We start from the raw sequence: 13,834 nt of genomic DNA on the forward strand, positions 1-13,834 counted from the left end.
GGCTTGGGGTCTCTCAATGCAGTCGGATCAGGTGGTGAGCGCGAGCCGGCGTTCGAGGGCGCGGATCAGCAGCGAGGCCGGGTAGGCGATCACCAGGAACGCGATGCCGACGATGGTGTACGCCTCGGAGGTGAAGGTGGCGTTGCTGAAGCTGCGTGCCTCGCCGAGCATCTCCAGGGCGCCGATGACCGCGATCATGGGCGAGTCCTTGAGCATGGCGATGACGTAGTTGCCCAGCGCCGGGACCACCCGCCGGATGGCCTGCGGCAGGATGACCGCGGTCCAGGTGCGCACCCGCGGCAGGCTGAGCGCGGTGGCCGCCTCCCACTGGCCGGGCGGCACGCCGCCGATGCCGGAGCGGTACACCTCGGCCGTGTACGTCGAGTAGTGCAGCCCCAGGCCCACGATGCCGGTGGTCAGCGCCGACATGGACGGACCCCACTCGGGCACCACGAAGTACAGGAAGAACAACTGCACCAGCAGAGGCGTGTTGCGGATGAACTCGGTGACCGCGTTCACCGGCCAGCGCACGGCACGGAAGCGCGAACGTTGCGCTATCGCCCACACCAGGCCGAGGGAGAACGCGATCAGGGTCCCCAGGGCGAGTGCCTGGAGGGTGACCAGCAGGCCCTTCCAGAAGTCGGGCATGAAGTCGGAGACGACGTCCCAGCTCCAGCTCATCGTGCACCGCCCCCCACACGCAGCGGGAACTTCAGGGCGGGCGCCTGACCCACCCCCGCCTTGGCGGCCCGCTCCACGACCCGCATGCCGCGGGTGAGGACGAACGCCATCGCGAAGTAGAGAACCAGCAGCAGGGTGTACACGGGCGCGCTTTCATTGCTGCCGAGCCGGACCAGGTTGCCGGCGTACGTCATGTCGGCGACGCCGATGACGGAGACCAGCGCGGTGCCCTTGAGCAGCTCGATCAGCAGGTTGTTGAACGGTGGGACCATCTCGGGCCAGGCCTGCGGAATCTCGATCCGGCGCAACCGCTGGGCCCGGGAGAAGCCCAGCGCGACCCCCGCCTCGCGCTGGGCGACGGGCACGGCGGCGAGCGCGCCGCGTACCACTTCGGACCCGTACGCCCCGTACGTGAGGCCGAGCGCGAGCACGCCGGCGTACATCGGGACGAGCTGCCACTGGAGGATCAGCGGCAGGGAGAACGCCAGCCAGAACAGCATCACCAGCGCGGACATCCCGCGGAAGATCTCGAAATAGGCGCCGGCGAGAAAACGGACGATCCACAGGCGCGACGTGCGCAGCGTGCCGATCGTGAACGCGACGACCGCGGCGAGCGCGGCGCTGTACAGGGTCACCTGGACGGTGATCCAGATCCCCGGGAGGAAATAGTTGTGGAACATTCCTGAGGTCATCATCAGCAAAGCTCCTCGGCCGTGAGGTCCGTCATCTCGGCCTCGGTGAACCCGAAGGGGCTGACGATTTCGAGCAGCTCGCCACTGTCCTTGAGTTTGTGCAGTTCCACATTGAAGGCGTCGCGGAAATTCTTCTCGGAGCGACGGAAGGCGAAGCCGCCCGCACCGTAGGCCGGCTCGCCGTTCACATAGGGCTGGAACGGTTCGGTGGCCTCGGCCCGGGGGGAATTCTCGACGACGCCGGTGACGGTGACATTGGTCCCGGCGAACGCGGCGGCCCGCCCCTGGACGACGGCGTCGAGGCCGGCGACCTGGTCCGGGAGGATCAGCAGCTTGCTGTCCGGGATGCCGGCGGCGAGCGCGTAGTCGATCTCGGCGTACGCGGTGCCGGTGGCGAGGACGAGGCCCTGCTCGGCGATGTCCTCGTACCGCTGGATGTTGTGCGGGTTACCGGCGGGCACGATGAACGAGTCCAGCATGAGGTAGTCCGGGTCCGAGAACAGGACCTGGGCGCACCGGGTGGGATTGATGTACATCCCGGCGGAGACCACATCGAACTGTTGCGCCTTGAGCCCGGGAATGAGCGCGCCGAATTCGACGGGCACCGGGGTGACGTTGTCGATCCCGAGCCTGGTGAAGATCACCTTGGCGATGGCCGGGGCCTCGCCGTCGGGCTCGCCGTCCTTGTTGATGTAGCCGAACGGCGGCTCGCTCGCGATGCCGACCTTGACGGAGCCACGGGAGCGGAGCCGCTCCAGCAGATCGCCGCCCTCGACGCTGCCCTCCGGGGGGATCCTGCTGCACGCGGCAGCCAGGGAGCCGAAGGCGCCGAAGGCGGCGGCACCGGCGAGGAGTGATCGCCGACTGATGCCGTTTGACGTCCGTCTTTCGTAAGGTGTCGATTTTGTCCGTTGCGGTGGAGCCATGGCGGCGCGGCTACCCAGCCTCAACGAACTTATGCGACTCCTTTCCGGTACATCATCCGATCAGACGCGTCGCCGGTACAGAACCCATCCGGTCACGGCGACGACCAGGACGACGGCGGTGCCGCCGAGGATCCACGGGAGCGAGCTGCTGTTCTCGCTGGTGGCGGCGGCTTCCGCCTCGGGCCCGGGGGCGGGATCGGCGCTGTCGTCCGGAGTCGTTTCGGGCGTCGGCTCGGGTGTGACGGGCGGCACAAGGCCCGCTTCCCAGTCGCGGAAGATGGGCGGGCTGTCGGGGTCGCCTGGGTCGCCTTCCCCATCCACGATGACCCGGTCGGGGCGGACGATGCCGTACCCGGTGTAGTCATCGCGTCGCTGGTCGTCGGGGCGTTCTGCGGTGTTGAGCATGACGCGCAGGACCTGGTTCTTGGTCCAGTCGGGGTGCTGCGACCAGATGAGCGCGGCGGAGGCGGAGGCGAGAGCGGTGGCGGAACTGGTGCCACCCTCCTCGCGGATGCAGGCCGGGCCGGTGAGATCACCGCAGTGGCCTGGGACATCGTCACCAGGGGCGGCGAGAGTGACATGCGGGCCGTGCGCGGAATACGACGCCCGCTGATTTCCGTCGCCCACCGCAGCCACGCCCACGACCCCATCGAGGGAGGCAGGTGAGGAGGGCACATTTCCTTCCTGGGCGCTGTTTCCAGCCGATGCAAAGATGAGGACATCATGCCGGGCGGCCGCAGTGAGTGCGGCGTGGAATACTTCCTGTTCGTTTCCAAGGTCCGGGCCACCCAGAGAAATATTGATGATCTGGGCGCCTGCATCAATGGCGTATTCAATTGCACCCGGAATTTTATCGACCGAGAAGATGGAACTTCGGCTACTGCTGCGAATGGGGAGAATCTTGGCGCCCGGGGCAATCCCTTGAATTCCTTCGGCTGATCCCGTTCCAGCGATCAGCGCGGCGATATCAGTGCCGTGGGCGTCGAGGTCGACGTCATATCCTGCCCCATCTGACATGACATCGGTGCCGTCGAGGACTTGGCCTTGGAGTTCGGGGAGCGAGCTGTCGACTCCGGTGTCGATGACGGCGATGGTGATGCCTTCACCGGTGGTGTGTTGCCACATTTGTTCGACGCGGAGGGTGTCGAAGTACCAGGGGTGTTGGGGGGTGTCGGCTGCTTGTGCGGTGGTGGGTGCGGTGGCGAGGGCTGCGGTGAGGGCAAGGGTGGTGGCGAGGGCCCGGCGGGTGGGGGTCATGGCTGCTGCCTGTCGTCCTTGCTCTCGTTCTTCTTTTTCTTCTTCTTGCTGTTCTTCCTGCCCTGGCCGGGCAGGCCGATCACGCCGGTGGGTTTGGGCAGGGACCGTCCGCGATCCCCACGGCCGGTTGCGGGCCGTCCGTCGATTGTGGCCTTGCCATAGGTGGGGCGCGGTACTGCGGGCTGGTCGCCCTTGGACGGTGTCAGGCGGGAGTTGGCGGCGTTCATGCCGGGCTGGATCACCCCGCCGGGCGGGATGCGTGATGCGACGGTGGGTTTCGCGTTCGGCACCGGCTTACCGCCGAGCAGGCCGTAGTTGTTCGCCCGGCCCCAGGGATTAGCCCCACCAGGACCAGAACCGGGACCACCGCCACTCATGGGCGGGCGGCCCACGGGTGGCTGCTGGCCTCCTGGCGTGGTCGCGTTGGGTCGTCCCACTGGCGGCTGTGAACCCGGACCGGACGGCGGGCGCACCGGGGGCGCCTCACCCGGACGTAGACCCGGGCCGCGCACCGGCGGCACTTGACCCCCACCGCCACGCCCGTGCCCGGGCTGGCCAGGTGTCGGCCACCCGGGCACGGGACCCATCACCGGCTGCTGCACAGGACCACCACCCACCGGACGCTCCGTCATCACCGGCGGAGGAGACCCCGACGGAGCCACCGGAGGCGCCCCACCATTCGGCACCACCCCCACCGAATCCAACGACGTCCCCACACCATCACCCTCAACGCCCCACCCCGGGTTGGAGATCGCACCTGGGCTGTCGACGGGCGAAGTTGGCTGACCACCTGTTCGCGCGACCGGCACGGTGGCCGTCTGCTGGGGAGTGTCGGATGTTCCCGGTGGCGAAGCATGACCTCCAGGAGGGCGGTGTGAACCGCCGGGCGATCCCGGCGACGTGTCCACGGGGAACTCAGGCGTCTCGCCAAACGCTCGGAACCGCGGCTCCGGAGCGTCCTGCATCGTCCACGTCGACAACTGGTAGACGGACGCCAGCCGACGAAGAACCGCCACGGCTTCCTGGCGATCCGCCTCCGCTTCCAGCGGGGTCACCATGGGTCCGCCCGTCCGGAACATCTCCTGCGACGCCTGTTCAGGTGTCGCCGTCATACTGACCTCACGGACCGGCGGAATCTCGCTCTGGGCTTGGCGGAGGGCTTCACCCGCCCTGGTGATCGCTGTGCTCACCAAGGTCGCGTATGTCTTCAGCGCGCCGGACTCACGCCGGAAATCACTGACCCACGACCGAAATTCTTCTGCCGTCTGGCCTTCCCATTCCAGCTCGTTGGCTCTGCCCCAGATCTGCTCGCCCACCCAGTCCACAGTCTCGGCCGCCGACTCCAGTGCGGCGCCCCGGTCGATCAGAGCCTGGGGGTTCGCCCCTGCGAGCAGGGCTGCCAGTTGCTGGTGGGTCATGGCTTGCAGTTGCTGTTCCGCAGCGCTGTCGCCCTGGTATGTGTGCCAATAGCCGTCGGCGTCTTCCACGGTCCGATCCCCTCCCCGTCGACCTTTCCCCGCCAAGACGTTCGAGCCTCAGGATACGTTCCGCTGCCGACACGCTCCGGTGTGCCACCATGCCAGCAGCAGAACATCGTGTGCGGATCAGGAGGGATGTCCCATGTCGGACTCGGAGCGGTTCATCACCGTCTCGCTGGACAAGCGCGGGGTCAGCTGTACCGCCAAGCTGCTCAGTGACCGGGCGCCCATCACCTGCCATGCCGTGTGGGACGCCTTGCCGTTGGGCGGCGACGTCTACCACGCCAAGTACGCCCGCAACGAGATCTACACCCTCGTGCCGCCCTTCGCCCCCGAGGAGCCGCCGCTGGAGAACCCCACCATCACGCCGATCCCCGGCGACCTGTGCTACTTCACCTTCTCCGACACCCAGCTGGGCACCAAGGCCTACGGGTACGAGACGCACGCCGCCCACCAGGGCAAGGCGACCGTCGTCGATCTCGCGCTGTTCTACGAGCGCAACAACCTCCTCATCAACGGCGACGCCGGCTGGGTGCCCGGCATCGTGTGGGGGACCGTGGTCGACGGGCTCGACCGGATGGCCGACGCCTGTCAGGACCTGTGGCGGGCCGGCGCGCTCGGTGAGTCGCTCAACTTCCGGCGCGCGTAGGGGTCCTCGACCCGGGTGGCGCCCGAGGCGTCCAGCGCGTGGGCGACGGCCAGCACCAGTTCGTCCGCGTGCCGCGCCCCGACCAGCTGGGCGCCGATCGGCAGTCCGTCCGCGTCCGTGCCGCACGGCACGGTCGCGGCGGGCTGCTGCGTCATGTTGAAGGGGTAGGTGAACGGCGTCCATTCCGTCCACCGCGTCATGCCGGAGGCCGCCGGCACCTCAGCCCCCGCCGCGAACGGCGCGATCGGCATCGTCGGTGTCAGCAACAGGTCGTATGCCTCGTGGAAGCCGCCCATCGCCTTGCCCAGGGCCATCCGCACGTCCACCGCCGCCAGGTAGTCCAGCGACCCGTACCCGGCGCCCTGGCCGCAGATCTCCCGCAGCCCCGGATCGAGCAGCGCCCGCCGCCGTTCGTCGAAGGGCTGGATCACCCGCGCGGCGCCCGCGAACCACAGCACGTGGAACGCCTCCCGCAGCTGTTCCAGCGGCGGCAGCGGCGGGTCGGTCTCCTCGACGACCGCGCCCAGTTCGGCCAGCTTCTCGGCCACTCGCCGCACGGACGCCGCGATGGCCGGTTCGACCCGCACCCCGTCGAGGCCGAGCCGTGGCGAGTAGGCGACCCGCAGCCCCCGGACGGTGTCTCCTGCCTCGGCCACCGCCGTACGGAAGCCGTGGGCGCCGCCGGTTGCGGGCAGCGCGGACCAGTCGCGCGGGTCGGGGCGGGCGATCACATCCATCAGCAGCGCCGCGTCGCGGGCGTCCCGGGTGATCGGGCCAACGTGTGCCAGTGTTCCGAACGCGCTCGCCGGATAGATCGCGACCCGTCCGTACGTCGGCTTCAGCGCGAAGACCCCGCAGAACGACCCGGGGATGCGTACCGAGCCGCCGCCGTCCGTGCCCAGGCTCAGCGGCCCGGCCCCGGCCCGTACCGCCGCGGCGCTGCCCCCGCTGGATCCGCCGGCCGTACGCTCCGGGGCGTACGGATTGCCCGTCGCGCCGTGGCGCGGCGAGTCGGTCACACCCTTCCAGCCGAACTCGGGCGTGGTCGTCTTCCCGGTGAACACCGCCCCCGACTCCCGCAGCCGGGCCACCGCCGGCGCGTCCTCGTCCCACACGCCCTCGGCCGACAGCGCGGCCGAGCCGCGCAGTGTGGGGTGGCCGCGCATCAGCAGGATGTCCTTCACCGTGACGGGGACACCGTCCACCGGACCGGCCGCCGCGCCGCGCCGCCAGCGGTCCTCGGCGGCCCGCGCCTGCTCCAGGGCGCCGTCGTGATCGAGCAGGACGAACGCGTTCAGTTCGGGCTGTACGGCCTCGGCCCGGGCGAGCGCGGCGCGCGTCGCGTCCACGGGGGAGACCTCGCCCGCCGCGTACGCCCGCGTGAGTTCCGTCGCCGTCCAGCCGGTCAGTTCCTCGTCCACGCTCACGTGGGCTTCCCTTCCCCTCCGCCGGTGGCCGCGCCGGTGCCCGGGCCGTCGCCCGACACGTAGCCCAGCCGTTTGTCGACCACGTTGAACAGCGGTTCCCCCGCCGACCAGCGGTCGAAGTTGTCCAGGAACTGCTCCGCCAGGTCATCGCGCCACCCGAAGGTGTCCCCGCTCATGTGCGGCGAGACGATCAGCCCCGGCGCGTCCCACAGCGGGCTGTCGGCGGGCAGCGGTTCGGTGGCGAAGACATCCAGCGCGGCGCCCGCCAGCGCCCCGGCGTGCAGGGCCGCCGCCAGGTCGGGTTCCACCACATGGCCGCCCCGTCCGATGTTGATGAAGTGCGCGGTCGGCTTCATCCGGGCGAACGCGTCCGCGTCGAACAGGCCCCTCGTCGTCTCGGTCAGCGGTGCCGCGCACACCACCCAGTCGGCCTCCGGCAGCAGAACGGGCAGGTCGTCGGCGGCCCGCACCCGGCCGAATTCCGGATCGCCGGTGTGTTCACGGCGGCCGGTGAGTGTCACATCGACACCCAGTGCCATGAGCGTCGAACCGATTCTCCGGCCGATCGGACCTGATCCGATGACAACCGCCCGGCTTCCGTACACCTTGAATGTCTCCCGGTGCCGCCAGCGGCGCTCCTGCTGCAATTTCCAGCTGCCCAGGAAATCCTTTGCCATGGCCAGGACCAGGCCCGCAACATATTCGGCGATCGGCCGGTCGAAGACACCCCGGGCATTGGTAATGATCGTCGGGGCGGACAGCAGTTCGGGAAAGAGCAGCCGGTCCACGCCGGCGCTCGCGGTGTGCACCCACGCCGGGCGCGCTCCGGCGCCGGGCCAGGCCTCGCGCACCGCGTCGGAGCCGAAGTCCCACACGAGGAGTACATCCGCTTGGGGCAGCTGCCGGGCAAGGGCCGCGGCGCCGTCGGCGTGCAGGACGCGCGCCCGCCCGGCGAGCCGGTCGAGGCGGGGCAGGGGGTCGGCGTCAAGGACCAGGACACAGGATTCGGGCATCCGGCGAAACCGTTTCGAAACGAGGGCGTGTTTGGCTGGGGAGAAGGTGGCGCCAATGGAGGTGCGGCCAAGGATTGACCACGGTAGGGAGAAGAAACTACCTTCGTCAACGAAGGCCATCGCCTCCCGGCGTCCCGGTACCGGAAGATTCGCCGACCGGTTGTGCGTTTCTGTATATGTCATCGTCCGGCCAGACTGGTTCTGCGCCGCCCCTGCGTTTGAATATGGGGTGTGAAATGGATGTCTCCTTCCTGGGTGGCCCGCAGCCGCAGCGTGGGGTCGGAGTCGTGGCGCCGTTCGACTTCGCGCTCGATCGCGAACTGTGGCGGTGGGTGCCCGACGACATCTCCCTGCATGTGACACGAACCCCGTTCGTGCCGGTGGAGGTCAGCCTCGACCTAGCCCGGATGGTCTCCGAGCACGAGACCCTGCGGGAGGCGGTACGCGCGCTGTCCGCCGTGTCCCCCGAGGTCATCGCGTACGCCTGCACCTCCGGCAGCTTCGTCGGCGGGGTGGCCGGCGAGATGGCCATGACCACCGCGATGACCCAGGCGGGCGAAGCCCCCGCCATGACCACCTCCGGGGCGCTGCTGGAGGCGCTGCGCGAACTGCGTGTGCGCCGCGTCGCGGTGATCACCCCATACACCCGCTCGGTCACCGACTCCCTCGAGGACTTCGTGCACGCGGCCGGGGTCGAGGTCAGCGGACGCAGCTATCTGGGCCTCACCCGGGAGATCTGGCGGGTCGGCTACCGCGACGTGGTGAACATGGCCCGCGAGGCGACGGCGGCCGACGCCCCGGACGCGCTGTTCATCAGCTGCACCAACCTCGCCACCTACGATGTGATCCCGCAGCTGGAGGCGGAACTGCGCATTCCGGTGCTGTCGGCGAACCAGGTCACGGTCTGGAAGGCGCTGCGGATGATCGGCAAGGAAGCGGTGGGCCCGTACCAGGCGCTGCTCGACCCGGCCGCGCGGGCCTCGCTGGAGGCGCTGTCCGCCCTGCCGCCGCTGCCCACGGTCACCGCGCCGGAGCCGACCGCCGCAGCGGCGACGGCGGGGGAGGAGAGCCCGCTGGAGACGACCGGCGGGACGGTCTTCCCGGTCTTCCCGGACGACCTCGGCGGTGGCCGGCAGCCCGGCTGAGGGTGACCACGACGAGCACGAGCAGGAAGCGAGCGCCGTATGGACGACAGCAGGGACCTCACGGTCGGCACGGACGTGACGGACGACGGGGACGGCACCGTCGGATTCCTCTACCCCGGTTACTCGGCGGAGGACGACTACCCCCGGATGGAGGCCCTGCTGCGGGACAGCGGTGACCCCCGGGCGGCGGGGGTGCGGCTGCCGCTGGTCCACACCGACATGGGGACGGACGCCCACCGCGTGGACGCGCTGCTGGAGATGGGCGCGGTGGCCCGGCTGGCGGCGGGGGTCGGCGAGCTGAAGCGCGCGGGCGCGCGGGCGGTGGTGTGGGCCTGCACCAGCGCCAGCTTCGTATACGGCTGGGAGGGCGCGGGCCAGCAGGTGACGGCGCTCTCCGAGGCGGCCGGGCTGCCCGCCTCCAGTACCTCCTTCGCCTTCGCGCACGCGGTGGCCGAGCTGGGGGTGAGCCGGGTGGCGATCGCGGCGACGTACCCGGAGGACGTGGCCGGTCTGTTCGCCGAGTTCCTGAAGGTGGCGGGCGCCGAGGTGGTCGGCACCCGGGGCAGCGGCATCATCACAGCCGCCGAGGTGGGTACCTGGGGGCGCGAGGACGTGCTGCGGATCGCCCGCGAGGGCGATGACCCGGCGGCGCAGGCGGTGCTGCTGCCGGACACGGCGCTGCACACGGCGGCGTGGGTGGCGGAGCTGGAGTCGGAGCTGGGCAAGCCGGTGCTCACCGCGAACCAGGTGACGGCGTGGGAGGGCCTGCGGCTGCTGGGCCGTACGGTGCGGGTGCCCGCGCTCGGCGCACTGTTCGACCGGGCCTGAACGACTGGCGTACGGCGTCCGGCGTCCGACGAGGCGCCCGGCCCGCAGGAAGCGCACCCCGGCCCCCGGCCCCCGGCCGGTCGGCCGCTCAGCCGGTCAGGGACCGTCTGCGAACCCCGTCGTCCCGCCGATCATGGCGGTGATCCGTTCGGGCGGCAGCGGCTTCGCGTACAGCCAGCCCTGACCGGTGTCGCAGCCGATACGGCGCAGCCGGTCGGCCTGGGCCTGGCCCTCCACGCATTCGGCGGTGACGGTCAGGCCCAGCTTGTGCGCGAGGTCCACCAGGGCGGTCACGATGGTCTCGTCCGCCGGGTTGAGGTGGCGGGCGGTCCTGAACCCCTTGACGAACGTCCCGTCGAGCTTGAGGGCGCGTACCGGCAGCTGGGACAGGTAGGCGAGGTTGGAGTAGCCGGTGCCGAAGTCGTCGATGGCGATCCGCACCCCCATCTCGGACAGCTCCTGGAGCGCCTGGAGGGGCCGCCCGGCCGGGCCCATGACGGCGGATTCGGTGAGTTCCAGCTGGAGGAGCCCGGCGGGCAGCCCGGTCTCGGCGAGCACCCGGGTGACGTCGGCGACGACGTCCGAGTCCCACATCTGCCGCACCGCCACATTGACGCTGACGAACGGCGGCGGGCGGTGCTGGTGGCTGAGCTGCCAGGCGCGGGCCTGCCGGCACGCCTCGGTGAGCACCCAGCGGCCCAGCGGCACGATCGCGCCGTTCTCCTCGGCGAGGCCGATGAAACGGTCCGGGGTGAGCCGCCCGAACTGCGGGTGCTGCCAGCGCACCAGCGCCTCGACGCCGCGCAGGGTGTCGTCCGCGAGTGCCACGATCGGCTGATATTCGAGGACGAACTCGCCGCGTTCGATGGCGGGGCGCAGCGTGGCGGTGAGCGACTGGCGGGTCATGCGGTGCGCGTTGCGCTCGGGGTCGAAGACGGTCCAGCGGGCCCGGCCGTCCGCCTTGGCCCAGTAGAGCGTCGTGTCGGCGGCCTGCATGAGGGAGGTGGCGTTGACGCCGGCGCATTCGCGCTCCACGACGCCGATGCTCGCGGAGACGGACAGCCGCTGTCCCGCCACGTCGAAGGGACGCTGGAGCGCGGCGAGCATCGCCTGGGCCAGCCCGGTGAGCTGATCCGTGCCGGCCGAACTCTCCACCAGTACGGCGAACTCGTCGCCGCCCAGCCGCGCCACCAGGGTGCCGGTCCCGGTGGTGCCGCTCGTGCACTGGCTCAGCCGCCGGGCGGCGGCGCTCAGCAGTTCGTCGCCGACCCGGTGGCCGTGGGTGTCGTTGATGGCCTTGAAGCCGTCCAGGTCCAGGTAGCACAGGCCGATCCGGCCGGTGGCGGAGTCGTTCAGGGCGGCGGTGAGGCGTTCCACGAACAGCGAGCGATTGGGCAGCCGGGTGACCGGGTCGTGCATCTGGAGGTGCCACAGCTTCTCGCGCAGCTCGCGCCGTTCGGTGATGTCGAGCACCGACAGCAGGGCGCCGCCGTCCGGCCCGTACGGCCGCACGGTGACCTCCGCCCAGACGGTGTGCCCGTCGGCGTGTTTCAGCCGCCGTGTGCAGCGCAGCTGCTCGCGCCGCCCGCTGAGCACCGCGTGGTACGGGCCCCGGGTGTCGCCGTCCAGGCCGAGGTCGAGTCCGGTGGCGGCGTCGGCGGGGAGGCCCGCCAGCTCGCCGGGGCCGTGTCCGAGCAGGGTCTCCAGCGCCGTGTTGGCGGCCGTGATCCGGCCGGCGGGGGAGATCAGCGCCATCGGCGCGGAGGCGATCCGGAACGCGGCTCGGTAGTCGGCCCGGTGGTCGGCCCGGTGATCGGTCCGGGAACCGGTCTGCTGGTCGGCCCGGTAGCCGGCCTGAACATCACGCTCCGTGATGACCGGCCGGGAGATGTCCTGGGCGCCGCCGGGTGGGCCGCCCGGTCCTGGGATGGGTCCGTTCACCGATCGCTCCTGGGCTGCCGGCCGGGGGAATCCGCTGGAAATGTGCCGATCATAGAGGCTGATCCGTGGCCGGAGCCAGCTCCTTCCGGGCCTGTCTCGATCCCTGCCCCCACCGTCCCGCACACGTTTGCGAGGAGCTGATCGATTCTGCACACCCGGGGCGAGGTCGCGATCGATCCCGAAAGACATATACGCAGGGTAATCGTACTGCTCGTTACGCCAGCCGGCCCAACTCCATGGGGCACAGCGGGACAGAAGTGAACACAGTGGTGAGGGCATCTCCCCGCTCCCGCAGACCCCATGGGAGGCAGACGTGTCACGGAGCGCCCTCCGGCGGCCCGCCGCCGTCCTCACCGCGCTGACCGCCCTGATGGGGAGCACGCTCACCGCGGGACCCGGCACGGCCGCGCTCGCCGACGAGCCGTGCGGCCTGCCGCGCTCCGCGCACCACCACTCCGAAGGACTCGACACCTGGAACGCGGCCTACCCGCGCCCGGTGGGCACCCTCGACGCGGTGATGGTCTTCCTCTCCTTCCCCGACTCCGGCGACCTCCCCGACCCCGCCGACATCGCCGCCGACCACACCCCCGCCACCGACGACTTCTTCCGGCGCGCCTCCTACGGCCAATTCGAACTGGCGATGGACGTGGTGCCCCGGTGGACCGAGATGCCCGTCCCGTCCACCCACTACGCCGTCCAGCGCGACTGGGACGCCCGGCTGCGCACCACCTATCTGCGCGACGCCCTGACCGTCCTCGCCCCGGTCGTCGACGACCTCGGCGCGTACGACGTCATCTACCTGGTCGCCGACCCACAGGCGCCCGGCGTGGACTCCGACGCCACCAAGGTCGTCAACTTCCACGAGCCGCTGCGGGTCGGCGACACGGAGATCAGCCGGGTCGTCACCGTCTTCGAGAAACGGCCGCCGGACCGCAACGTCCTCGCCCACGAGACCGGGCACATCTTCGACCTGCCCGACCTGTACAACCGGCCCGTCGGCGACTACGGCGACTGGGACACCCACGTGGGCGACTGGGACCTCATGGGCAGCCAGTTCGGACTCGCCCCCGAGCCCTTCGGCTGGCACAAGTGGAAACTCGGCTGGCTCACCACCGAGCACGTCGACTGCGTACGGGCGCCCGGCACCACCCGGCACACGCTCCAGCCGCTCACCGCGCCCCTGGACGCCGCCAACCCCGCCGCCGACACCCGTCTCGCCGTCATCCGCCTCGGCCGCACCGAGGTCCTGGTCGCCGAGGCCCGCACCCGGGAGGGCAACGACAAGCGGGCCTGCACCCAGGGTGTCCTGCTCTACAAGGTGCGCAGCGACGTGGCCTCGGCCGACGGCCCGATCCAGGTCATCGACGGCCACCCGGGCACCGGCGCCTGCCACGGCAGCTCCGTGCACCCACGGCTGGCGGACGCGCCGCTGGGGACCGGGGAGAGCTACCACGACGAGGAACACGGCGTACGGGTGGAGGTGGGGGACCGGACGCCCTCGGGCGGCTGGAATCTCAAGATCGTCAAGGAGTGAGGTGGTGCGGTGGGGGTGGGGGGAACCGAGCGGTCGAGGGGTACGGAAAAGGCCCCTCGCCGCTGCGAGGGGCCTTCCGTGTCGGTGCGCCGCCAGGGACTCGAACCCCGGACCCGCTGATTAAGAGTCAGCTGCTCTAACCAACTGAGCTAGCGGCGCCTGCTGACGTCCTAAAGATTAGCACCCCGCGCGCCCCCTTCCGTACCACCCCGGGATGGGGTAGGAGCCGGGCGGTCGGGGGGTACGGAAAAGGCCCCCCGCTG

Annotated in this window: 12 protein-coding genes and 1 tRNA gene; 4 read left to right on the plus strand and 9 right to left on the minus strand. The window is 70.5% G+C overall.

Annotation, left to right across the window (positions count from 1 at the left end; all coding sequences use genetic code 11):
* Positions 1-27: 27 nt before the first annotated feature.
* The 5 genes from ehuD to ACTFAP_RS20530 are packed head-to-tail and all read right to left on the minus strand — an operon-like array spanning position 28 to position 3,846.
* Entirely contained in the window at positions 28-681 is a 654-nt protein-coding gene (ehuD, locus tag ACTFAP_RS20510) for an ectoine/hydroxyectoine ABC transporter permease subunit EhuD (protein ID WP_030736826.1), read from the minus strand.
* A complete protein-coding gene (gene ehuC, locus ACTFAP_RS20515; RefSeq protein WP_453857675.1) occupies positions 678-1,376 on the minus strand; it encodes an ectoine/hydroxyectoine ABC transporter permease subunit EhuC in 699 nt (232 codons plus the stop codon). The genes ehuD and ehuC overlap by 4 nt, the downstream gene beginning before the upstream one ends.
* Positions 1,376-2,299: an ectoine/hydroxyectoine ABC transporter substrate-binding protein EhuB gene (gene ehuB, locus ACTFAP_RS20520; protein WP_500467066.1), complete on the minus strand. Its 924-nt coding sequence runs from the start codon at positions 2,297-2,299 to the stop codon at positions 1,376-1,378. The genes ehuC and ehuB overlap by 1 nt, the downstream gene beginning before the upstream one ends.
* Before the next feature lie 60 nt (positions 2,300-2,359).
* Positions 2,360-3,556 carry a S8 family serine peptidase gene (locus ACTFAP_RS20525; protein WP_500467067.1) on the minus strand — a complete coding sequence of 399 codons (1,197 nt, stop codon included), beginning with the start codon at positions 3,554-3,556 and terminating at the stop codon, positions 2,360-2,362.
* Positions 3,553-3,846, minus strand: a complete 294-nt coding sequence (locus ACTFAP_RS20530) for a hypothetical protein (protein ID WP_500467068.1) — start codon at positions 3,844-3,846, stop codon at positions 3,553-3,555. The genes ACTFAP_RS20525 and ACTFAP_RS20530 overlap by 4 nt, the downstream gene beginning before the upstream one ends.
* A gap of 1,330 nt (positions 3,847-5,176) precedes the next feature.
* Here ACTFAP_RS20530 and ACTFAP_RS20535 point away from each other — a divergent pair.
* Positions 5,177-5,683 (plus strand): DUF3830 family protein, encoded by a 507-nt coding sequence (locus ACTFAP_RS20535; protein ID WP_046724774.1) that lies wholly within the window; start codon positions 5,177-5,179, stop codon positions 5,681-5,683.
* Here the strand turns inward: ACTFAP_RS20535 and ACTFAP_RS20540 are convergent.
* Together ACTFAP_RS20540 and ACTFAP_RS20545 are read right to left on the minus strand one after the other, a co-directional pair.
* Positions 5,626-7,110, minus strand: coding sequence for an amidase (locus ACTFAP_RS20540; protein ID WP_500467069.1), 1,485 nt, complete (start codon positions 7,108-7,110; stop codon positions 5,626-5,628). The two genes, ACTFAP_RS20535 and ACTFAP_RS20540, sit on opposite strands and share 58 nt — an antisense overlap.
* Entirely contained in the window at positions 7,107-8,123 is a 1,017-nt protein-coding gene (locus ACTFAP_RS20545) for a D-2-hydroxyacid dehydrogenase (RefSeq protein WP_390121555.1), read from the minus strand. The genes ACTFAP_RS20540 and ACTFAP_RS20545 overlap by 4 nt, the downstream gene beginning before the upstream one ends.
* A gap of 236 nt (positions 8,124-8,359) precedes the next feature.
* Between ACTFAP_RS20545 and ACTFAP_RS20550 the strand changes: the two genes are divergently transcribed.
* Together ACTFAP_RS20550 and ACTFAP_RS20555 are read left to right on the plus strand one after the other, a co-directional pair.
* Positions 8,360-9,268, plus strand: a complete 909-nt coding sequence (locus tag ACTFAP_RS20550; protein WP_390121554.1) for a maleate cis-trans isomerase family protein — start codon at positions 8,360-8,362, stop codon at positions 9,266-9,268.
* Between the two features lie 39 nt (positions 9,269-9,307).
* A complete protein-coding gene (locus ACTFAP_RS20555) occupies positions 9,308-10,096 on the plus strand; it encodes a maleate cis-trans isomerase family protein (protein WP_500467070.1) in 789 nt (262 codons plus the stop codon).
* 96 nt (positions 10,097-10,192) lie between these two features.
* Here ACTFAP_RS20555 and ACTFAP_RS20560 read toward each other — a convergent pair whose 3' ends face one another.
* Complete coding sequence (locus ACTFAP_RS20560; RefSeq protein ID WP_500467071.1) at positions 10,193-12,037, minus strand: putative bifunctional diguanylate cyclase/phosphodiesterase; 1,845 nt, start codon at positions 12,035-12,037, stop codon at positions 10,193-10,195.
* A gap of 313 nt (positions 12,038-12,350) precedes the next feature.
* Between ACTFAP_RS20560 and ACTFAP_RS20565 the strand changes: the two genes are divergently transcribed.
* Positions 12,351-13,571: a M6 family metalloprotease domain-containing protein gene (locus ACTFAP_RS20565; RefSeq protein ID WP_495681839.1), complete on the plus strand. Its 1,221-nt coding sequence runs from the start codon at positions 12,351-12,353 to the stop codon at positions 13,569-13,571.
* An 85-nt stretch (positions 13,572-13,656) separates the two neighbouring features.
* Here the strand turns inward: ACTFAP_RS20565 and ACTFAP_RS20570 are convergent.
* Positions 13,657-13,730: transfer RNA gene (locus ACTFAP_RS20570), tRNA-Lys, on the minus strand.
* Positions 13,731-13,834: the final 104 nt, after the last annotated feature.

The organism is Streptomyces sp. PH9007 (genome assembly GCF_059813725.1).